22 protein-coding genes are annotated in these 20702 nt (G+C 38.1%); 7 read left to right on the top strand and 15 right to left on the bottom strand.

Annotation, left to right across the window (positions count from 1 at the left end; all coding sequences use genetic code 11):
* Positions 1–69 precede the first annotated feature (69 nt).
* The 9 genes from KP710_RS06585 to nhaB form a co-directional block, all read right to left on the bottom strand.
* A complete protein-coding gene (locus KP710_RS06585) occupies positions 70–369 on the bottom strand; it encodes a DUF1294 domain-containing protein (RefSeq protein WP_048953471.1) in 300 nt (99 codons plus the stop codon).
* Entirely contained in the window at positions 366–1631 is a 1266-nt protein-coding gene (gene glyA, locus KP710_RS06580; protein ID WP_048953474.1) for a serine hydroxymethyltransferase, read from the bottom strand. Before glyA ends, KP710_RS06585 begins: the two co-directional genes overlap by 4 nt.
* Before the next feature lie 115 nt (positions 1632–1746).
* Positions 1747–2043 carry a hypothetical protein gene (locus tag KP710_RS09425; protein WP_239990460.1) on the bottom strand — a complete coding sequence of 99 codons (297 nt, stop codon included), beginning with the start codon at positions 2041–2043 and terminating at the stop codon, positions 1747–1749.
* 7 nt (positions 2044–2050) lie between these two features.
* A complete protein-coding gene (locus KP710_RS09420; RefSeq protein WP_226385919.1) occupies positions 2051–2311 on the bottom strand; it encodes a hypothetical protein in 261 nt (86 codons plus the stop codon).
* A 63-nt stretch (positions 2312–2374) separates the two neighbouring features.
* A complete protein-coding gene (locus KP710_RS06570) occupies positions 2375–3598 on the bottom strand; it encodes a DUF711 family protein (protein WP_048953475.1) in 1224 nt (407 codons plus the stop codon).
* Between the two features lie 24 nt (positions 3599–3622).
* A complete protein-coding gene (gene purD, locus KP710_RS06565) occupies positions 3623–4912 on the bottom strand; it encodes a phosphoribosylamine--glycine ligase (protein ID WP_048953476.1) in 1290 nt (429 codons plus the stop codon).
* 180 nt (positions 4913–5092) lie between these two features.
* Positions 5093–6691: a bifunctional phosphoribosylaminoimidazolecarboxamide formyltransferase/IMP cyclohydrolase gene (gene purH, locus KP710_RS06560; protein ID WP_048953479.1), complete on the bottom strand. Its 1599-nt coding sequence runs from the start codon at positions 6689–6691 to the stop codon at positions 5093–5095.
* A 147-nt stretch (positions 6692–6838) separates the two neighbouring features.
* Complete coding sequence (gene dsbB, locus KP710_RS06555) at positions 6839–7372, bottom strand: disulfide bond formation protein DsbB (RefSeq protein WP_048953481.1); 534 nt, start codon at positions 7370–7372, stop codon at positions 6839–6841.
* 9 nt (positions 7373–7381) lie between these two features.
* Complete coding sequence (nhaB, locus tag KP710_RS06550) at positions 7382–8926, bottom strand: Na(+)/H(+) antiporter NhaB (protein ID WP_048953483.1); 1545 nt, start codon at positions 8924–8926, stop codon at positions 7382–7384.
* A gap of 124 nt (positions 8927–9050) precedes the next feature.
* On the opposite strand from nhaB, the gene fadR reads away from it, so the two are divergent.
* From fadR to ruvX, 4 genes are all read left to right on the top strand, one after another.
* Complete coding sequence (gene fadR, locus KP710_RS06545; RefSeq protein ID WP_048953484.1) at positions 9051–9776, top strand: fatty acid metabolism transcriptional regulator FadR; 726 nt, start codon at positions 9051–9053, stop codon at positions 9774–9776.
* A gap of 100 nt (positions 9777–9876) precedes the next feature.
* Complete coding sequence (gene rsmE, locus KP710_RS06540; protein ID WP_048953487.1) at positions 9877–10614, top strand: 16S rRNA (uracil(1498)-N(3))-methyltransferase; 738 nt, start codon at positions 9877–9879, stop codon at positions 10612–10614.
* Positions 10611–11171 carry a YqgE/AlgH family protein gene (locus tag KP710_RS06535; protein ID WP_048953489.1) on the top strand — a complete coding sequence of 187 codons (561 nt, stop codon included), beginning with the start codon at positions 10611–10613 and terminating at the stop codon, positions 11169–11171. Before rsmE ends, KP710_RS06535 begins: the two co-directional genes overlap by 4 nt.
* Positions 11171–11593: a Holliday junction resolvase RuvX gene (gene ruvX, locus KP710_RS06530; protein ID WP_048953491.1), complete on the top strand. Its 423-nt coding sequence runs from the start codon at positions 11171–11173 to the stop codon at positions 11591–11593. The genes KP710_RS06535 and ruvX overlap by 1 nt, the downstream gene beginning before the upstream one ends.
* Positions 11594–11635: 42 nt before the next feature.
* Here the strand turns inward: ruvX and arcA are convergent, their stop codons facing one another.
* The gene (arcA, locus tag KP710_RS06525; protein WP_048953492.1) at positions 11636–12346 is read right to left on the bottom strand and encodes a two-component system response regulator ArcA; all 711 of its coding nucleotides are present in this window, start codon (positions 12344–12346) and stop codon (positions 11636–11638) included.
* A gap of 193 nt (positions 12347–12539) precedes the next feature.
* On the opposite strand from arcA, the gene KP710_RS06520 reads away from it, so the two are divergent.
* Together KP710_RS06520 and KP710_RS06515 are read left to right on the top strand one after the other, a co-directional pair.
* A complete protein-coding gene (locus tag KP710_RS06520; protein WP_065265556.1) occupies positions 12540–14273 on the top strand; it encodes a protein-disulfide reductase DsbD in 1734 nt (577 codons plus the stop codon).
* Positions 14274–14384: 111 nt separating this feature from the next.
* Positions 14385–14789 carry a DoxX family protein gene (locus KP710_RS06515; protein ID WP_065265557.1) on the top strand — a complete coding sequence of 135 codons (405 nt, stop codon included), beginning with the start codon at positions 14385–14387 and terminating at the stop codon, positions 14787–14789.
* Positions 14790–14899: 110 nt separating this feature from the next.
* On the opposite strand, the gene ndk is transcribed toward KP710_RS06515, so the two are convergent.
* Positions 14900–15322, bottom strand: a complete 423-nt coding sequence (gene ndk, locus KP710_RS06510; protein WP_065265558.1) for a nucleoside-diphosphate kinase — start codon at positions 15320–15322, stop codon at positions 14900–14902.
* A 10-nt stretch (positions 15323–15332) separates the two neighbouring features.
* Entirely contained in the window at positions 15333–16637 is a 1305-nt protein-coding gene (gene pepB, locus KP710_RS06505; protein WP_065265559.1) for an aminopeptidase PepB, read from the bottom strand.
* Between the two features lie 143 nt (positions 16638–16780).
* Between pepB and KP710_RS06500 the strand changes: the two genes are divergently transcribed.
* Positions 16781–18031 carry an O-antigen ligase family protein gene (locus tag KP710_RS06500; RefSeq protein ID WP_111407733.1) on the top strand — a complete coding sequence of 417 codons (1251 nt, stop codon included), beginning with the start codon at positions 16781–16783 and terminating at the stop codon, positions 18029–18031.
* A 58-nt stretch (positions 18032–18089) separates the two neighbouring features.
* Here KP710_RS06500 and degS read toward each other — a convergent pair whose 3' ends face one another.
* The 3 genes from degS to nrdR are packed head-to-tail and all read right to left on the bottom strand — an operon-like array spanning position 18090 to position 20683.
* Positions 18090–19112 (bottom strand): outer membrane-stress sensor serine endopeptidase DegS, encoded by a 1023-nt coding sequence (gene degS / locus KP710_RS06495; RefSeq protein WP_065265561.1) that lies wholly within the window; start codon positions 19110–19112, stop codon positions 18090–18092.
* Positions 19113–20231: a bifunctional diaminohydroxyphosphoribosylaminopyrimidine deaminase/5-amino-6-(5-phosphoribosylamino)uracil reductase RibD gene (ribD, locus tag KP710_RS06490; protein ID WP_111407732.1), complete on the bottom strand. Its 1119-nt coding sequence runs from the start codon at positions 20229–20231 to the stop codon at positions 19113–19115. It lies immediately after the preceding gene.
* A gap of 2 nt (positions 20232–20233) precedes the next feature.
* Positions 20234–20683, bottom strand: a complete 450-nt coding sequence (gene nrdR / locus KP710_RS06485; protein WP_046949673.1) for a transcriptional regulator NrdR — start codon at positions 20681–20683, stop codon at positions 20234–20236.
* Between the last annotated feature and the right edge of the window lie 19 nt (positions 20684–20702).

Below are 20702 nucleotides of genomic sequence, written 5' to 3'. Positions count from 1 at the left end.
AATAACGCTAGTAAAAATCAGTTCTCCAAGCCAATAGTTAGTGAACCATAACAAATTAGTTTATCTAAATCACCATGCTTTTACATATTGAAAAATAAAAGAAAAATATAACCATGGAAAAACGATAACCCAAAGAAATGCACTAATAACAGCAATAAATTTAAAACTAAAATGCAGCGTTTTATGACGAAAATGTTTCATGGCCAAATGCATTCCCATAAAACCACCTAAAAGGCTTAGAAGAAAAAACGTTTTTTCAGGAATTCTCCACTCGTTACGCATGGCCCGAATTTTATCTCTCCACATAAAAAAATAAGCGGCGATATTGATCGCCGCTAACCATATAATCAACGAAAGAAAATAAATCATTTCGGATAAACTGGAAGACGTTTACAAATTGCTAAGACTTTTTCTTTAGTTTCAGCAATCACTTGTTCTTCATTTTCTTTGCCTAAAGCATCTAAAACATCACACATCCAGCCAGCTAATTCACGAACATCATTTTCATTGAAACCACGGCGAGTCACAGATGGTGTACCTACACGAATACCTGAAGTAACAAATGGTTTTTGCGGATCGTTTGGTACAGCATTTTTATTCACTGTAATATTTGCTTTGCCTAATGCCGCATCAGCTGCTTTACCTGTTAATCCTTGTTTAATGAAACTGACTAAGAATAAATGGTTTTCTGTGCCATTTGAAACCACGTCATAACCACGTTGTTTAAACACTTCTACCATTGCTTTCGCATTTTTAATCACGTTTGCTTGATATTCTTTATAAGCTGGCTCTAATGCTTCTTTGAAACATACCGCTTTCGCCGCAATAATGTGAACCAATGGGCCACCTTGGTTTGCAGGGAAAACAGAAGATTGTAAGCGTTTATAAATTTCTTCATCACCGCAAGAAGAAAGGATTAAACCACCACGCGGACCGCCCAATGTCTTATGGGTTGTTGTTGTCACAACATGTGCATGAGGCAATGGATTTGGATATAAACCCGCTGCAATTAATCCCGCTACATGCGCCATATCCACAAATAAATACGCACCAACTTCATCTGCGATTTCACGCATTTTCGCCCAATCCACAACTTGTGAATAAGCCGAGAAACCCGCAACGATAAGTTTTGGCTTACATTCTAATGCTTTTTGACGAACATCTTCATAATCAATTAAGCCATCCGCAGTGATTCCATAAAGCACAGAGTTATAAATCTTGCCAGAGAAACTTACTTTTGCACCGTGAGTTAAGTGCCCACCGTGAGCCAAATCCATACCTAAAATAGTATCGCCCGCATTAATCAATGCACCATACACAGCTGCGTTTGCTTGTGAGCCAGAGTGCGGTTGAACATTCACGTAATCTGCACCAAATAATTCTTTCGCACGGTCAATTGCTAGCTGTTCCACAATGTCTGCATACTCACAACCACCGTAATAACGTTTACCTGGATAGCCTTCAGCGTATTTATTAGTGAATTGTGAACCTTGAGCTTGCATTACGCGCGGGCTGGCATAGTTTTCAGAAGCGATTAATTCAATATGTTCTTCTTGACGACGATTCTCATCTTGAATGGCTTGCCATAAAACCGGATCGTAATCAGCGATGTTCATGCTCTTTTTAAACATTGTGTTTTCCTCTTTGTTTGAATTATTTGTGCATAGTTTATCTGTTTCCAAGTAAAAACTTAATCAAAAATTTCGATCATATTTTTCATTATTACAATGAAAAACATTCATTTATCTAAATCAGGCTTTTTTCTTTCACTAATGTCTCAATTAGTTTAACTTCTTTTGTTTTCTCGCCAGCACCAAGTTTACGGCATTGGCTGGTTTCTTTCGTATAAGTATTAAAATTGGTCATCCTTGTTGGGCTTTTCATTTTAATCTTCATATCCAAATGATTACCACAGCTATTACAAGGTGAAACAAATTCCTTATCTAATTCTTTAAATTCTGGAGATTGTTCAATAATTTTTGCGACTAGTGGTGAATGGGCGGTTTTAAATAGACGAACGGTAAAATCATAACTTACCATCACTTGCCTGCTATTTGGCTTTGGCTTGCAATAAATAGCGCATCCAACCTTCTTTTGTATCAATCTGAGAGATACCACGCATCAGCACGGTTTGATCCGCTCGATAAGTGACATAATCAAAATGCTCAACTGGCAAAGGCTCCTTGGCGGCTGGTTTCATATGACGCATCCAATCGCCTACCAACGCTTTTTTCTGTTCGGTTTGCTGATGTGCCGTTGCATATCCCGATAGCAATACGGCGACAAGACTACCCAATATTAATTTTCTCATGAGATATTTCTTTTACTAACAGTAGAGATAACATTCATCAATACAAAGTAGGGAAAATTTTTTTTAATCCGGAATATGTAAAAGGCGGCAGTTACATAAATCATCACTCTCAAATTCGGATATTTCACCTGCAATCTTATTCGGAATGGGGAATAAACGCACAGTTAGCGGTTTATTTAAGCGAAATGCCATCGTTCCCGTATCACGCATAATAGCTGCGATGCTTTCAGCCTTAGCATTTCCCGCCACAGGAACCGTATCTAAACCGATACCACATACGGCGCTATAAGTTAGTAAAGCGCGAATATCAAAATAGTGTTTTTGTGTCCCTTCGGCTAAACCTAAATCTTCTGTCACCGCCAACATTAATCCAGAAAATCCAACCAATGGTACACGCTGGATTGATTTAAAGACTTTTGTCAGTAAAGCAGAAACCTCTACTGAACCAGCCGCACCAAAATAGGGCAATCCCATTAATTCATACACTTTTGTCATGGATGAACAATTTTTAGATGGTGCCGCCGAACTATCAATGCCTGCAAATTCAAATTCACCTGATAATTTGACCGCACTTAACATCTCTAATACTTGATCTACATGATATTGCAACGCTTGCGACATCGCTTGATAACAATCCGCATAAAATTGATTATGAGGTGATTTGGGTACAGATTTTAATACTTCGACTAATAAATCAGGCGTTTCTAAACCAATGACAAAACTATTTGGTAAATGACTTAGATGATAACCGGCGGGGAAATAAGGAATAAATGGCTTGCAGTTAAAATTCACAGTAAAATTAAAGTTACCTTCGCCACGTGGTGTGATATTTGCAATCCGTTGTACCGCATAAACAGATTGCTCAATAAGTTCATTATCTAACACGCCATTTTCATCTAATGGCACATTAACACAGGCATTACACAAGTCACCATAAGCTGCGATTAACTCTGGCAATAACGCTATTTCCTCTTTATTTCTCGCCGCGCCTATTGCAAATCGAAGACGAATTCCACTTTCATTAAATTTATTCAGTAACTCCGTTAAATACTGCAAATCTGCTTTTGCCGTCTGCAAATTGGTTAAATCCAAATATTCACCAAAGGGATTGGTAATCACTCGAATCGATTGCAAGGTATAACCTGCTTTCTGCACAGCTGGCAATAACAAATCCACATCACGTTTGACTGAATAAAGGGCGTCTTCCCATTGCGTTTTATTTTTATGTAACGTTAGAAAAAAACTTATGGTACGAAAACGACATAATTCTTTATTTTTATAATCCATTCGATCCCTTAACATTAAATGTAGTTATTTTTTCTGCTCACGAGCCACAGCGCGATAGCCGATATCACGGCGATAAAAACGACCGTTCCATTGAATTTGTTCAGCCAGTTTCAGCGCTTTCTGTTGTGCCTCAAATACGCTTTCTCCTAATGCCGTAGCACAAAGCACGCGGCCGCCGTTGGTGACTAACTTGCCCGCTTTCGCTTCTACGCCCGCCAAAAAAACTTTCTCATTTTCGACCGCACTTTGAGGCAAACCGCTGATTTCATCGCCTTTGCGATAATCGCCCGGATAGCCTTCTGCTGCCAATACGATACCTAAAGAAGCTTTCGGATTCCATTGGGATTTCACTTCGTCTAATTTGCCATCACAGGCTTTAAGACAAAGCTCCACCAAATCCGATTCCAAACGTAACATAATCGGTTGGGTTTCCGGATCACCAAAGCGGCAGTTAAATTCGATCACTTTCGGCTGGCCATTCGGCATGATCATCAAACCCGCATACAAGAAACCGGTGTAAATATTGCCCTCTGCCGCCATGCCGTTGACCGTTGGATAGATCACTTCACGCATCACGCGATTATGAATTTCAGGTGTCACCACAGGCGCAGGAGAATAAGCCCCCATGCCTCCGGTATTCAAACCGGTGTCTTTCTCACCCACACGTTTGTGGTCTTGACTGGTCGCCATAGGCTCGACATTTTTGCCGTCCACCATGACGATAAAACTCGCTTCTTCGCCATCTAAAAATTCTTCAATGACCACTCGACTGCCGGCTTCACCAAAGGCATTGCCGGAAAGCATATCACGCACTGCGTTTTCGGCTTCCTGCAACGTCATAGCCACAATCACGCCTTTGCCTGCCGCCAAGCCATCTGCTTTTACGACAATTGGCGCACCTTTTTCACGCAAGTAAGCCAATGCCGGTTCGACTTCAGTGAAGTTTTGATATTCTGCCGTTGGGATTTTATGACGCGCTAAGAAATCTTTGGTAAAAGCTTTTGAACCTTCTAATTGCGCCGCCGCTTGCGTTGGTCCGAAAATTTTTAAACCCGCTGCACGAAACGCATCCACCACGCCAATCACAAGTGGCGCTTCAGGCCCCACGATCGTTAAACCTACGTGGTTATCTTGGGCAAATTTAACCAATGCAGGAATATCCGTTGCGGCGATATTCACGTTTTCGACCTTTTGTTCTAACGCTGTCCCTGAATTGCCTGGTGCAACGAAAATTTTATTCGCTAATGGAGATTGCGCCACTTTCCAAGCGAGGGCATGTTCACGACCGCCGTTTCCGATGATGAGGATGTTCATAATGCTCCTTGTATCTTTTTGAATTTAATCCCCTCTTTAGCAAAGAGGGGTAAGGGAGATTTGGCAGAAGTTATTTCAACCTCATAGTACATTTAGCATCGTTTAAATCTCCCTCTCGCCCCCTCTTTACGAAAGAGGGAGGATAAGTAAGTCGCTCATTGAGCGAAGTTGCTGCATAAATTAATGTCTAAAATGACGCATTCCAGTTAATACCATCACCATATTATGTTCATCTGCCGCATCAATCACTTCCTGATCACGCATTGAGCCGCCCGGATGAATCACACATTGAATGCCTACTTTCGCCGCCGCATCAATGCCATCACGGAATGGGAAGAAAGCATCAGATGCCATTACACAACCTGCCACGGTCAAGCCTTCATCCTGTGCTTTGATACCTGCAATTTTGGCCGAATACACGCGGCTCATTTGGCCTGCGCCAATACCAATAGTTTGGTTATCTTTGGCGTAAACAATGGCATTCGATTTCACAAATTTCGCCACTTTCCAGCAGAACAATAAGTCTTTTAATTCTTGTTCAGTTGGTTGACGTTTGCTGACCACTTTTAAATCATCCAAGCCAACTATGCCTAAATCCGCATCTTGCACCAACAAGCCACCGTTCACACGTTTGAAATCTAAACGTTGGGTACGTGCTTGCCATTCTCCACATTCAAGTAAACGGACATTTTTCTTACGTTTCACCACTTCAACAGCTTCTGCAGACACTTTTGGTGCGATAATCACTTCCACAAATTGACGTTCTACAATTTCATTTGCTGTTTTTTCGTCTAATTCACGGTTAAAAGCAATGATGCCTCCAAAGGCTGAGGTTGGGTCTGTTTGATAGGCGCGGTTATAGGCGTCTAAAATATCTTTACCTAAAGCCACACCACATGGATTAGCATGTTTCACAATCACACAAGCTGGCTCATCAAATTCTTTCACGCATTCAAGCGCTGCATCGGTGTCTGCAATATTATTGTAAGACAAGGCTTTACCTTGGAGTTGGTTAGCCGTAGCCACGCTCGCCTCTTTCACATTCAAATCAACATAGAAGGCAGCATTTTGATGGGCATTTTCACCGTAACGCATGGTTTGTTTACGCACAAAGTTAAGGTTTAAAGTCCGTGGGAATTGACCGCTCTTCGCCTCCGCATCTTCTTCAGAAGCAACATGATAAGGTTTCACCAACTGACCGAAATAGTTGGCGATCATGGAATCGTATTGCGCGGTGTGTTCAAATGCTTTGATGGCAAGATCAAAACGGGTTTCAATCGTTAGGCTATTTTGGTGTTTATCCATTTCCGCAAGAATAGCGTTGAAATCATGATTATTCACCACGATCGCTACATCTTTATGGTTTTTCGCAGCAGAGCGCACCATGGTTGGGCCACCGATATCAATATTTTCTACTGCATCTTCTAACGTGCAATTTGGCTTAGCTACGGTTGCGGCAAAAGGATATAAATTCACCACTACCATATCAATGCCTTCAATGCCGTGTTGCTGCATGATGGCATCATCTGTACCACGACGACCTAAAATCCCACCATGCACTTTTGGGTGTAAGGTTTTCACACGACCGTCCATCATTTCTGGGAATCCCGTATAATCAGACACTTCAGTCACTGGCAAACCATGCTGCTCCAACAATTTTGCGGTACCGCCTGTGGAAAGTAGTTTTACACCACGCTGTACTAAGCCTTGAGCAAATTCTACGATACCGGTTTTATCAGAAACACTCAGTAAAGCCTGACGAATTGGACGATCTGTCATTACATTTTCCTTCATTAAACAGTTAAAAATAAGCGGAGTGAATTATAGCGCAAACGTTTGCGTAAATATAGAAAGATTTTACTGATCATAAAATGAGAATATGTAATAAAGAAAAATGCCATTTGATTTTTTCAAATGGCATTGTTTTTAGTTAAATAGCCGTCTTTGTTTACGACTTTTTTGTATTTGAGAAATAAATAATATTGTGAGTATTGTAATGTATACAACAAAAATAAATACGAGCCACTGAACCATGGTTAAATTTAAGAATGACCATTGGCTTTCATTACAAGAGCCTGTAGGATTAAAAATAGCAGGGAACCATTGATGAAATGGTAAGGTTTCTGGAAAGTTAGGGATAAACTCACATTGTTTCCAGGGGGCTGGATTCATTTGTAGATCCAAATGGCGCAGTGATACCAAAAGGCCTTTAATACTACTAAATAATCCGAGTATCAATGCGATTAATCTCACAATAAATGACTTTGGTGCGAAAAGACCAATAATGCCCGCAATAAATAATCCAATTATCGCTAAACGTTCATATACGCAAAGCACACAAGGCTGTAACCTCATTCCATATTGGAAATAGAGTGCGGTAGATTCCAAGGCTAAACTTGATAAAGCTAGCAAAAACCATGCGGAGCGTTTTTCAGAAAATTGTTTTAATAATGTGAGCATTCTGTCTCCTTAAATCGGCAAAATTAAACCTAAGCTTGCCAACCAATCTGTAGTTGCAGGTAAAATAAATTCGATAGCAAATAAACCTACAAGCGACATAACAACAGTATAAGGCAAAGCCATATAAACCATTCTTCCGTAAGAAAGGCGAATTAATGGGGCAAGGGATGAAGTCAATAAGAACAAGAATGCAGCTTGTCCATTTGGTGTTGCGACTGATGGTAAGTTTGTTCCAGTATTGATTGCCACAGAAAGCAATTCAAATTGATGAGGTAAAATTACGCCATTCGCTAATGCAGATTTTGCTTCGTTAATATAAACCGTTGCGACAAATACGTTATCAGAGATAGAAGATAGCAATCCATTAAAGATATAGAAGAGAGCAAGCTGAGTATTTTCTTCAGAAGCAAGTACAAAATGAATAATAGGTGCGAATAGTTTTTGATCAATAATTACAGCAACCACAGAAAAGAAGACAACAAGTAGGGCTGTAAAGGGCAAGGATTCTTGGAATGCTTTACCGATAGTGTGTTCATCAGTCACACCAGTGAATGCTGTGGCAAAAATGATGATACTTAAACCAATTAAACCTACCGCCGCGAGATGGAACGCCAATCCAAGAATTAACCAAATTGCGATTAACGCTTGGACGCCTAATTTAATTTTGTCTTGTTTAGACATTTTCTCTGAATTAGTGCGGTCTAAATCTGACAAAATTTTCCATACATCTTCAGGTAATTTTTCACCATAACCGAATAATTTGAATTTTTCGACTAAGAAGCAAGTTAGCAATCCGCAGATAAATACTGGAACAGTAACTGGAGCCATGCGGAAGAAAAATTCGATGAAGTTCCATTTGGCTTGTTCAGCAATGATTAAGTTTTGTGGTTCACCCACCATTGTCATTACGCCACCAAGTGCGGTTCCGACACCAGCATGCATCATCAAACTACGTAAGAACGAACGGAATTTTTCTAAGGTTTCGTGGTGTTGTGTCGCGATTTTTCCATCATCAGCAATATCAACGGCATCAATTAAATTATTGCCTGATGCGACTTTGTGGTAAACGCCATAGAATCCCATTGCTACGCTGATAATTACGGCAACAACCGTTAATGCATCAAGGAAGGCTGATAGGAAGGCAGCGCTAAAACAGAAAGCTAAAGAAAGCGCGATTTTTGAACGAATTTTGACAAGTAATTTCGTGAATACGTAAAGAAGCAGTTGTTTCATGAAGAAAATTCCTGCTACCATGAACATTAATAGCAATACCACTTCAAAGTTTGCCATAATTTCCGTTTTTACGTGTTCTACATTAGTCATCCCTATAATAATAGCTTCAATAGCTAATAAACCACCGGGTTGAAGGGGGTAGCATTTCAATGCCATGCCTAACGTGAAAATAAATTCAGCGACTAATAGCCAGCCCGCTAGGAAAGGGCTGATGAAAAAGAAAATAATCGGATTAATAATGAGAAAAGCAACAATGGCAAGTTTATACCAATCCGGACTTGAACCAAGAAAGTTTTTCATAAAAGCTTGAATGTTTGTCATAGGGGACTCCATTATTTTTTATCATGCTGACATTGTAATATATCCGTCTTTAAAGGATAATAAAAACTAGCTATTTTTTCATAAAATTGCATCTTTTTTTATTTTTATCTGATTTTTAAGTGTAATGCAAAACGATAATGACATTTTAAAAGCGCAAAGTCCTGCGGCTTTGGCTGAAGAGTATATTGTAAAAAGTATTTGGCAGGATATTTTTCCCGCAGGGAGTAATTTGCCTTCAGAACGAGATCTTGCTGATAAAATAGGGGTAACTCGTACAACATTACGTGAAGTGTTGCAACGTTTGGCGAGAGATGGCTGGTTAACAATTCAGCATGGTAAACCGACGAAAGTGAATAATATTTGGGATACGGCCGGACCAAATATTATCGAGACATTGATTAGTTTGGATATGCGTTCAGCACCAATGATTATTGATAATATGCTATCTTTACGTAGTAAAATGTCTGAATTTTATATTTATGAGGCTGTTAAAAATTCTCCTGCGCAATCTGCCGCACTTTTTGCATCACTAGAGCAATTGGAGAATACTGCTAAAGATTACACGGAATTTGACTATACTTTGTTTCGTCAATTTACTGTGGTAGCTAATAAGCCTTTTTATCGATTAGTATTCAATAGTTTAAAGGGCGTTTATCAACGAATTGGTTTACTCTTCTTTAAAGAGGAAAAGCACAGAGAACTTACTAAACAATTCTACTTAGAAATGCAGCAAATTTGTCAGGTAGGTAACGCTGATGCTGTGGTAGATTGTATTCGTAAACATAATATTCGCTCTATCACTTACTGGCATGCTATTTTAGAGCGGTTACCTCAAAATCTATCTGATTAATCTATAGGGAATGAGGGGCTTAAAATAGCCCACGTGTAAATTTATTTATTTTTCATGTGAAAGATATTATTCCCGTCTCCTATTAACATTTTAGAATACTATGCGCATACCTAGAATCTATCACCCTGAATCACTAGAATATCAAACGCAATGTCAACTTTCTGAAGATGCTACCAATCATGTAGGTCGTGTATTGAGAATGGTAGAAGGTGAGCAACTTGAACTTTTTGATGGTTCAAACCATATTTATCCGGCAATAATCACAGAATCCAATAAGAAATCGGTAAAAGTTAATATCTTAGGGAGAGAACTTTCTAATAAAGAATCCAATTTAAAGATCCATTTAGGTCAAGTTATTTCACGAGGTGAACGGATGGAATTCACCATTCAAAAATCTGTGGAATTGGGAGTAAATGTGATTACGCCACTGTGGTCTGAACGTTGTGGCGTGAAGTTAGATGGCGAACGGATGGATAAAAAAATTCAACAGTGGCAAAAAATTATCATTGCGGCTTGTGAACAATGTGGTCGTAATGTGGTGCCAGAAATTCGTCCTTTAATGAAATTACAGGATTGGTGTGCAGAAGATGATGGAGCGCTTAAGTTAAATTTACACCCTAGAGCACAACATAGTATAAAAACGTTACCAATGATTCCAAAAGATGGGGTACGTTTGTTAATTGGTTCAGAAGGCGGGTTGTCAGAACAGGAAATAGTGCAAACACAACAGAAAGGTTTTACTGAAATTTTATTAGGAAAGCGTGTATTACGTACCGAGACTGCTTCACTAGCAGCGATCAGTGCATTACAAATTTATTTTGGAGATTTAGGAGAATGATGGAACTGCAAGGGAAGTTTCTCATCGCAATGCCTCATCTAGACGATTATTTTAACCGAACTGTGGTGTTTATGTGTGAACATAACGAACAAGGTTCTATGGGATTAGTAATCAATCAGCCCACGGATTTAAGTATTGCAGAACTTTATTTAAAGCTTAATTTTATGATGAAAAATGACCGCACTTTTGGTAATGAAATGGTCGTTGCTGGCGGTCCGATACATTCAGAACGTGGTTTTATTTTACATAAAAATACACTTAATCATTTTCAACATACTTATAAGGTTACTGATACACTTTCTATGACAACATCTGCTGATGTTGTAGAAACCCTTGGGTCTACATTCGCTCCAGAAAAATATTTAGTTGCGCTAGGATGTGCAAGTTGGTCTGCAGGACAGTTAGAAAAAGAAATTATTGATAATACCTGGTTAGTTGCACCAGCTAGTGAACAAATTTTGTTTGATACACCTTATGAAGAACGCTATATAGTGGCTAATCAATCTCTTGGTATTCATCCTCATAATTTTGTGATGGCTCAAGTGGGGCATAGTTAATGGGGATTACTGTACTTGCCTTTGATTTTGGTACAAAAAGTATTGGTTGCGCGGTTGGACAAAGTATAACTGGAACGGCTCAAGCACTTCCGGCATTTAAAGCACAGGATGGGATCCCTAATTGGAGCGCTATTGAAAACTGCCTAAAGGAATGGAAGCCTGATGTACTTGTTGTTGGTTTGCCACTTAATATGGATGGAACCATTCAAGACTTAACACTACGAGCGAAAAAATTTGCTAACCGGTTGCATGGGCGTTTTGGTATTACTGTTGAGTTACAAGATGAACGTCTTACAACAATGGAAGCGCGTAGTGAGATATTTGAACGTGGTGGTTTCAGATCACTTAAAAAGGACAAGGTCGATGGTATTTCTGCTTGCTTGATTTTAGAAAGTTGGTTTGAGGGTTATTCGGCTAGGTAAAGGCTATCATTTATCTTAAGAAATGAATAATAGCCTTTGACATTATTCTATATTACCGCAAAATCGATATCCTTCTCCATGCACTGTCATGATGATTTCATCGGTATTTGAATATTCCTCAAAATGTTTCCGAATTCGGCGAATTGTAACATCTACAGTACGATCTTGTGGTTTAAATGCTCTACCTGTCATTTTACGCAGAAGTTCTTCTCGAGTTAGCAACTTACCTGGGTTTTCACAGAAATAAAGCATTGCGCGAAATTCACTGCGTGGCAATTTTAGTTCTTGGTTTTCTGGGGTAATGAGATTATGGCTATTTAAATCTAATACCCAACCATTGAAGCGATAAAATTCTTTTCCCGATGTATTTTCCTTTTCTTGGTGAGGCAGAGTACGGTGTAGTAAGTTACGAGCCCTAATAGTAAGTTCGCGGGGATTAAATGGTTTGGTTAAGTAATCGTCCGCACCTATTTCTAATCCTAAAATTTTATCAACTTCATTATCTCGTCCCGTTAAAAATATAAGTGGTAAATTAATATTTTCACGCAATTCACGGGCAAGTAATAAACCATTTTTTCCAGGTAAGTTAATATCCATTACCACAAGATTAATCGTGTAGTGTGCAAGAATATGATGCATTTCTGCGCCATCTTGAGCCTCAAGAACATCATACCCTTCAGCTTCAAAAATCCCTTTAAGCGTATTACGGGTCACGATTTCATCTTCAACAATGAGAATTTTTGGGGTAGCCATTTTCCATCCTTATACTTATTTTGGCGTATGCTATCGTGGTTATCATTCTAACGATGTAACATTGTTGTAACAACAGAAAAATGCTCTGATTTTTTCATTAGGTTTTGTTTTTGTGATCTACATCATAGTTTTATGCTTTCAAATTTCTTTATGTTAAAATTTTAGGCAAGTTTCTCCTTTTCTAGTTTATTTTATGAAAAAATTTATCCTTTTTTTTATATTTATTTTTACCACATTTGTAGCTAATGCAGGATTGTTTGATAAAAAACAATCATTTTTAAATGTAGATGATGCATTTGCATTTTCTGCTACATTATCTCCAGATAAAACTCAACTCCAGATTCATTGGGATATCGTGAAAGGATATTATCTTTATCAAGATAAAATCAGTGGTAGATTTGTTGATAAATCAAAATTGTTGGTAGCTCGTTTTCTACAACAATCAGAACGACATCAGGATCCTTATTTTGGTGAAGTGAGTGTCTTTACCCAACCCATAGATGGCACTTTTATCGGTGATTTTTCCCATGCTGATGATAAAGTGGAAATATCTTATCAAGGTTGTACAGAAGGTTTTTGTTATCCACCAGAAAGTAAAGTTTTACGGCTTGGTGATCTTGTTATTTCTAATGTTAAAGCTATAGAAAATAATACGGAAGAACCAGTGCTTTTATCAGAGCAAGATCGTTTGGCTGATAGCTTATTTCATAGCAAATGGGCAATTTGGGGCTTCTTTTTATTAGGCGTAGGGCTTGCTTTTACACCTTGTGTGTTGCCTATGTTGCCTTTACTTTCAGCAATTGTTATTGGTCAACAACAAAGAAGTATGTCGCGAGCATTTATTTTAACATTCCTTTATGTACAAGGGATGGCGTTGACTTATACTTTATTAGGTCTTGCTGTTGCAGCAATTGGCTTACCGTTCCAAATTGCCTTACAACATCCTTATGTCATGGTAGGGCTTTCTATTTTGTTTGTTGTACTTGCCCTTTCTATGTTTGGGATGTTTACCCTTCAATTGCCGAATAGTTTACAAAATAAACTTAATACATGGAGTCAGAAACAAACGTCAGGGGCTTTTGGTGGCGCCTTCGCTATGGGGATGATAGCCGGCCTTGTTGCTTCACCTTGTACTTCAGCCCCGCTTTCAGGTGCTTTACTTTATGTGGCGCAAAGTGGTGATTTATTCACAGGTGCGGCAACCCTTTATTTGCTCGCTCTTGGTATGGGCGTGCCGCTAATGTTAATCACATTATTTGGTAATAAAATTTTGCCAAAATCAGGTGAGTGGATGAACACAGTGAAACAAACATTCGGCTTTGTTATGTTAGCATTACCTGTGTTTTTGCTTTCTCGTATTTTGCCTGAAGTATGGGAGCCACGCTTATGGGCTGGATTAGCGACAGCATTCTTTATTTGGTTTGCGTTGCAGATGCCTAAGAGCGGTTTTGGCTATGCCATTAAAATTATTAGTTTTGCGTTGGCTATGGTTTCCGTACAACCTCTGCAAAATTGGATTTGGCAAGCTCAGAACACAACACAAAGTGCGGTAGAAAATAAGCCTGTTTCTCAGGTTAAATTTAAGCAAATTAAAAATATTGAAGAACTTGACCGCACTTTAGCGGAAAATCCCTATTCAATCGCGATGTTGGATTTATACGCGGATTGGTGTGTTGCTTGTAAAGAATTTGAAAAGTTGACTTTTTCAGATCCAAAAGTGCAACAGCAATTTCAAAATATCTTATTGTTACAAGTCAATATGACAAAGAATAGTCCGGAAAATAAAGCATTAATGGAACGCTTTAATGTGATGGGATTACCCACAATTTTATTTTTTGATAAGCAAAATAATGAGATTCAAGGAAGTAGAGTAACGGGCTTTATGGATGCTGATTCTTTTTCTAATTGGATTGAAAAGCTACTTTAGTTATTTTTAACTTTTGGTAAAAAGTATTTTTCAATTTTAATTATTGTTTAACTATCCGTTAAATATTAATATGGCGCCGTTCTAATTTATCTTTAAACAAAAGGAAAGCAAATGAACAATCTTGAAAAATATCGCCCTTATGTATTAGCTCTATTACGTATCACTGCTGCTTACATGTTTATCTTACATGGCACAGCAAAATTTTGGGAGTTTCCAATTTCTATGACGGGTGGAAATGGTCCAGTCGGCGACTCAATGATGATTGTAGGTGGCGTGATTGAAATTGTCGGCTCAATCTTATTAATTTTAGGATTATTTACGCGCCCAGCTGCGTTTGTTTTATCTGGTCAAATGGCTTTTGCGTATTTCTTTATGCATGTGGCTGGAAAAGGGAATTTATTATTCCCAATTGCAAATGGCGGTGAGCTCGCGTTACTTTATTCTGTTATATTTTTGTACTTTGTTTTTTCTGGTGCGGGCGCTTTATCATTAGATAACAGACTTTATAGAAAGTAGTTTAGTTTTATAATTTTAATCCTTATTTTGCCCACATAAAGTGGGCTTTTTTTAATAAAGCACCTAGATATGTATCTAGGTGCTTTGTTGTTAGAGATAATATAAATATGTCAATAGGTATAGATTTCTGAATCAACAAAGAAATAGGCTATTTCACGTTTAGCACTTTCTAGGCTATCAGAACCGTGAACTGAATTTTCGCGTTGACTTAGTGCAAACTCTTTACGAATTGTACCTTCTTCTGCTGTTTCTGGATTCGTATTGCCAATTAAAGTGCGGTAATCTTTAATTGCATTTTCTTTTTCTAATACAGAAACTAAAATTGGTGCTGATATCATATAATTAATAAGTGGTTCAAAAAATACTTTCCCTTGATGTTCAGCATAGAAACCTTCAGCTTGCTCACGCGTTAAATGTATCATCTTTGTGGCAATAATCTTAAAACCAGCCTGTTCGAAACGTGCCAAAATAGCACCCATAAGATGGCGATTAACTGCATCAGGTTTAATAATAGAAAGTGTTCTTTCCGTCATAAATAGATCCTTATTCTTCTGATTTTAACAATAATAAATTTGCAAGTGTTTGTATACCAATACCTGTAGCTCCCACACCCCATAAATCGCTACCTGATTTACGATAAGTTGCTGCACAATCAATGTGTAACCAGTTCTTCTGATAATTTTTTATAAAATAAGAGAGAAACGCTGTTGCTGTGCTTGCACCTGCCCCAACCGGGACACTACCAATATTAGCAATGTCTGCAAATGATGAGCTGATTTGTGAACGATGGAAATCTTCAAACGGTAAACGCCAGAAGGGTTCATTTTCATCTTGAGCAGACTGGAATAGCTCTGCTACTAAGTTTTCATCCATTGAAAGTGCTGCATGATAATCATTACCTAATGCAACTTTTGCCGCTCCAGTTAATGTTGCACAGTCAATAATAAATTTGGGGTGCTGATTATCAGCTTCAATTAACCCATCCGCTAGGACAAGACGGCCTTCAGCATCTGTATTTAATACTTCAGCGGTAATGCCATTTCTATAAGTGATAATATCTCCCAATTTAAAGGCATGACTACTCACTAGGTTTTCTGCACAACATAAGTAAAGTTTTACACGTTGATTTAACCCTCGTGTAATTGCTAATCCTAAAGCACCAGTTAATAATGCTGCTCCCCCCATGTCGGTACGCATAGTACTCATTCCATCACTTGGCTTTAGGCTGTAACCACCACTGTCAAAAGTAATCCCTTTCCCAACTAAACAGGCTAATATTGGCGCATTAGGATCATTTGTTGGGTTAAAATCAAGTTGTAACATAGCTGGTGGATTTGCTGACCCCTTACCAACCGTCCAGATACCATGATATCCTTGTTGTTTAAGTTCTTCTCCTGAAACGATCTGGAAACTTACCGCACTTTTTTTATTATAAATATCTGATTGATTTAAGATAAATTCGGCTGCATGCTCGGCCAATTTTACAGGCGTTAAGTTTTGTGCCGGTTCATTAATGATTTCACGTACAAAATCACTGCATTCAATACGTGCTAATAGTTCATCTTGTGGTTCGTCATCAAGATGAGGAAATTCAATTGAATAATCTTGTTTAGCAGTATAAAAGCCTTGGTAAAATGCCCAGCAAGATTCTAATGCCCAATTATCACCTAAAAGCTCAACTTCTTGAATGCCTATGTTACGTAACTTCCGTGCAGCGCGTTGTATTAAAGTACGGTCTGTTTTTTCATTGTTTTGTAAATGAATAGTCGCTTGTTTATCGTTAAAACTGAGAATTGTTTTTTCCCCCCAAACAGCATTAGCTTGTTGGTATGAAAGTATAATTTCCACTTTGTCCTCCAGATAAAAGAAAATGAGGGGGAACACTATACCAGTTTTATTCTTGATTTCATAAAGTAATAGTCTGATTTTAGGAGTATTTATGGATAAATTTAGGTAAAATGACTTATCTTAGTAATTAGGTTGACGTTGCGATGACTTCATTTTTTCATAAAAAATATATTACTTTTTGTATTAATGTATTTGTTGGGCTATTTTTTACAACGGTTTTGATATTCAAGAAGGGATATAGCTATGTTCCCATAACTTTAGGTGCTGTTAGTGTTATTTATGTTATTATTTATTTTATAAAATCAAAGATACATGATGAATTATCTAAAATAGATAAAATTTTCATATTTTCCTTATTATATTATTTTATTAGTTTTTTACTTTCTGTTTTTATTAATCAGGATAGTTTTAGAGAAATTGACAACCCAAGTCGAGTTTTATTATTCATTCCTTTATTCATTTTATTTCGACATTTCCCATTAAAGATTGATACGATCTTGTATGCTATTCCGACAGGGGCAATTATAACAGGGTGCGTGGCATTATTTCAGAAATTTTATTTGGGATATGATAAGCCTTTTCCTGAAATTATGCATATTCAGGTTGGGGATATAGCTATTTCATTAGCGACATTTAGTTTAGTGATCACAATACATTTTTTCATAAAACAATATTATAAATCTGTATTAATAGGATTGGCTGGAGTTATTCTTGCGATGAGTACAAGCGCATTATCCGGTGCGCGTGGTGGCTGGGTAGGATTTCCAATTATACTGATTATTCTTTTATTACTATATCGTCAATTTCTTAGTAAGAAACTGATAATAGCTTTTTTTGCTATTATGGGTGGATCTTTTATTCTTCTTGTAATGAACCCTAAATTTAATATGACGAAGCGTTATTATGCGGCTGAGTCTGATATTAAGTTATATCTAGAAAAAAATGATAAAAGTACATCGTTGGGGGCTAGGTTTGACATGTGGGAGAATGCATTTGTAGCCATTAAAGAATCGCCTATCTTTGGTCATGGGAGCAGAGGTTACGAACTATTCAGAAATAAACAGATAGAATCAGGTAGTATGGCGAAAACGACCTTGCAGTTTAATAGCTTGCATAATCAATTTTTAGAATCTTGGGTTAAACGGGGACTATTAGGTTTTATAGGATTGATAGTTATATTATTTGTGCCTTTTATTTATTTTATGAAAAATTGTCAACAACAAAATTTAGAAATAAAATGTGTCGCAATTTTAGGTGTTATGCATCTATTATCTCATTTATTCTATTTTATGAGCCAGTCATTTCTTGCGCATAATTCGGGATCGTTATTTTATTTCTTCGTTTGTATTATTTTTTATAGTTTAATTAGATCTTCTCGTTCTTCTTCCTATTAAAAAGAGAAAGAGTTAAAAATAGAAAGTCAGTTCCATGATTAAGAACGCTACTTTTTTATTAATTTACTGGAAATTCTTCAATGACAACAGGAAGTTGTAAGATTTTGCCTAATCGTAGAATGGTGACGAGAACTTTTGAATTAGGTTTTGTATTTGCGATAATTTGCATCATTTCTCGGGCTGAAATGCCTTCTTGATTATTTAATTTCAAAATGACATCACCTAATTGAATTCCTGCTTTTGCTGCTGGGCTATTCGGGCTTACTCCAGTGATGACTATGCCTTCTTCACTACTTGAACTGATGTCGCTTTGCACACCAAAATAACCTCGGATAACACGCCCATCTCGAATGATTTTCTGTAAAACATCATTTGCAATATCCATTGGAATGGCAAAATTTAGTCCTTCTGCTATTTCATTAGCGGTTTTCCCAATACTAAGGGTGCTGATTCCAACCAATTCCCCTGCAGAATTAATTAATGCACCACCTGAGTTGCCGCGGTTAATTGAAGCATCGGTTTGGATGAAGTTTTGTCTGCCAACAGAATCACCTACGGCATTACGTCCCACTGCGCTAATAATACCTTGAGACACGCTTTGCCCTAAGTTATAGGGATTACCGATTGCTAATACCACATCACCAACGTGAGCTTGACGAGCTGAATTTTGTGGAATGGTTGAAAGATTATTTGCACGAATTTTGAGAACAGCGAGATCGGTGAGATTATCTGAACCAACAAGACTGGCCTCAAAAATATTTCCGTTTTGTAACGCTACTACAATTTGATCCGCATTTTGGATAACGTGTTTATTCGTCAGAATATAGCCATCTTTACTCATAATTACGCCAGAACCTAAGTTATTCACTTGTAGCTGATCATTATCATTAATGCTGGCGGAAGAAAAAGAGCGGTTATAAACATTCACTACTGCTGGAGAGGCAATACGCACCGCATTTTTGAACGATACAATATCGTCTGAAGTGAAGATATTGCTGTTATTCAGTCTTGGAACTGCAAACAAAATCACGCCAGCAGCCGCCAAGCCCCAAAGTGCGGAATGGAAAAGTTTTTTAAGCATTTAGATTCCTTTCGGTGTGTAAGTTAATTTTATATCGTCACCGATTTGTTCTAATTCATTGAGTTGCCATAATGGTGCATCGGCAAGTTTAGTTAAATTCGGTAATTGGCATAGACCACGAGCATTGTCGCCAAGTAATTTGGGCGCAATGTAAATAATCAATTCATCCACTAATTTCGCATCAATTAAACTACCCGCTAGATTTGCTCCAGCTTCTACCCAAAGCATATTTATTTGGCGTTTTCCCAGTTCTCGCATTAATTCTTTTAGTAAATTTTCTTTTGGAAGCATAATTTGTTCGCAGAAATCAGGAAAACCTGTTAAATCTCGTGTTTCACTAGAAACTAACCAAACGGGAGAATGCGTTAAAAAAAGTTTATGAGTCGGCTGAATGCGATGTTGTGAATCTAAAATGACACGCACAGGCTGACGAAGATCTTCTTTTTTATATTCTGTTTTAAGATTTTCAGGGAATTCATTCCAGCGTACATTAAGGCTAGGATCATCTGCAACGACTGTCGCAGAAGTGGATAAAAGTGCGGATGATTTTGCTCGCATTTTTTGTACGTCCGAACGAGAATCAGGGCCCGTAATCCATTTACTTTCTCCACTTGCCATTGCTGTTCGTCCATCTAAACTCATTGCAAGTTTGAGCTGAACAAAAGGCATACCTTGACGCATTCGTTTTAAAAAGCCTTTATTTATTTTTTCAGCTTGATCGTTTAATAAATTCACCGCACTTTCGACGCCTGCATCAGACAACATTTTCAATCCTTTCCCCGCTACTTGGGGATTTGGGTCTTGCATCGCAGCAATGACTTTCACTACGCCAGCCTCGATTAATCCTAATGCGCAAGGCGGTGTGCGACCATAATGAGAGCAGGGCTCTAAGGTGACGTAAGCGGTTGCTCCTTTGGCATTTTCACCAGCTTGAGCTAAGGCAACGCGTTCAGCATGAGGTTGTCCAGCCTTAAAATGAAAGCCTTCCCCCACAATTTCACCATTTTTTACCAATACGCATCCTACCGATGGATTCGGAGTGGTGGTATATTGTCCTTTGGCGGCTAAATCCAAGGCGCGTTGCATAAATTTGCGATCTTGCGCGGAAAATTCGCTCATGGTTAATCCTTTAAGTTCTCAATTTCTTTGGTGAATTGATTAATGTTATCAAAACTCAAATAGACTGATGCAAAACGAATATAAGCCACTTTATCGAGTTTTTTTAATTCATTCATCGCGAGTTTTCCAACCAGTTTACTTGGCACTTCACGTTCACCCGTCGCACGTAATTGAAAAATTATATGGTTAATTGCTTGTTCAACATCATCTGCACTTACAGGGCGTTTTTCTAACGCATGCTGAATACCACTGCGTAATTTATCTTCATTAAACGGTTCTCGAGTGCCGTCAGTTTTAATAATTTTTGGTACGATTAATTCGGCTGTTTCAAAGGTAGTAAAACGCTCATGACAATGACCGCACTCACGACGGCGACGAACTTGATAGCCATCCGATACCAAACGGCTATCAATTACCTTGGTTTCTTCTGTAAAACAAAATGGACAGCGCATAGACAATTCTCCGTAAAAA

Source organism: Haemophilus sp. SZY H35 (genome assembly GCF_018829705.1).
GTDB classification, from domain to species: Bacteria; Pseudomonadota; Gammaproteobacteria; order Enterobacterales; family Pasteurellaceae; genus Haemophilus; species Haemophilus haemolyticus_K.
The sequence above is the reverse complement of the archived record's forward strand: the minus strand, read 5'-3'. Positions and strand labels throughout refer to the sequence as shown.

What these genes read in the sequence shown, in the direction of transcription:
- KP710_RS06585 (WP_048953471.1), bottom strand. Translation starts at nt 369, where the DNA reads ATGATTTATTTTCTTTCGTTGATTATATGGTTAGCGGCGATCAATATC.
- glyA (WP_048953474.1), bottom strand. Translation starts at nt 1,631, where the DNA reads ATGTTTAAAAAGAGCATGAACATCGCTGATTACGATCCGGTTTTATGG.
- KP710_RS09420 (WP_226385919.1), bottom strand. Translation starts at nt 2,311, where the DNA reads ATGAGAAAATTAATATTGGGTAGTCTTGTCGCCGTATTGCTATCGGGA.
- KP710_RS06570 (WP_048953475.1), bottom strand. Translation starts at nt 3,598, where the DNA reads ATGGATTATAAAAATAAAGAATTATGTCGTTTTCGTACCATAAGTTTT.
- purD (WP_048953476.1), bottom strand. Translation starts at nt 4,912, where the DNA reads ATGAACATCCTCATCATCGGAAACGGCGGTCGTGAACATGCCCTCGCT.
- purH (WP_048953479.1), bottom strand. Translation starts at nt 6,691, where the DNA reads ATGACAGATCGTCCAATTCGTCAGGCTTTACTGAGTGTTTCTGATAAA.
- dsbB (WP_048953481.1), bottom strand. Translation starts at nt 7,372, where the DNA reads ATGCTCACATTATTAAAACAATTTTCTGAAAAACGCTCCGCATGGTTT.
- nhaB (WP_048953483.1), bottom strand. Translation starts at nt 8,926, where the DNA reads ATGACAAACATTCAAGCTTTTATGAAAAACTTTCTTGGTTCAAGTCCG.
- fadR (WP_048953484.1), top strand. Translation starts at nt 9,051, where the DNA reads ATGCAAAACGATAATGACATTTTAAAAGCGCAAAGTCCTGCGGCTTTG.
- rsmE (WP_048953487.1), top strand. Translation starts at nt 9,877, where the DNA reads ATGCGCATACCTAGAATCTATCACCCTGAATCACTAGAATATCAAACG.
- KP710_RS06535 (WP_048953489.1), top strand. Translation starts at nt 10,611, where the DNA reads ATGATGGAACTGCAAGGGAAGTTTCTCATCGCAATGCCTCATCTAGAC.
- ruvX (WP_048953491.1), top strand. Translation starts at nt 11,171, where the DNA reads ATGGGGATTACTGTACTTGCCTTTGATTTTGGTACAAAAAGTATTGGT.
- arcA (WP_048953492.1), bottom strand. Translation starts at nt 12,346, where the DNA reads ATGGCTACCCCAAAAATTCTCATTGTTGAAGATGAAATCGTGACCCGT.
- KP710_RS06520 (WP_065265556.1), top strand. Translation starts at nt 12,540, where the DNA reads ATGAAAAAATTTATCCTTTTTTTTATATTTATTTTTACCACATTTGTA.
- KP710_RS06515 (WP_065265557.1), top strand. Translation starts at nt 14,385, where the DNA reads ATGAACAATCTTGAAAAATATCGCCCTTATGTATTAGCTCTATTACGT.
- ndk (WP_065265558.1), bottom strand. Translation starts at nt 15,322, where the DNA reads ATGACGGAAAGAACACTTTCTATTATTAAACCTGATGCAGTTAATCGC.
- KP710_RS06500 (WP_111407733.1), top strand. Translation starts at nt 16,781, where the DNA reads ATGACTTCATTTTTTCATAAAAAATATATTACTTTTTGTATTAATGTA.
- degS (WP_065265561.1), bottom strand. Translation starts at nt 19,112, where the DNA reads ATGCTTAAAAAACTTTTCCATTCCGCACTTTGGGGCTTGGCGGCTGCT.
- ribD (WP_111407732.1), bottom strand. Translation starts at nt 20,231, where the DNA reads ATGAGCGAATTTTCCGCGCAAGATCGCAAATTTATGCAACGCGCCTTG.
- nrdR (WP_046949673.1), bottom strand. Translation starts at nt 20,683, where the DNA reads ATGCGCTGTCCATTTTGTTTTACAGAAGAAACCAAGGTAATTGATAGC.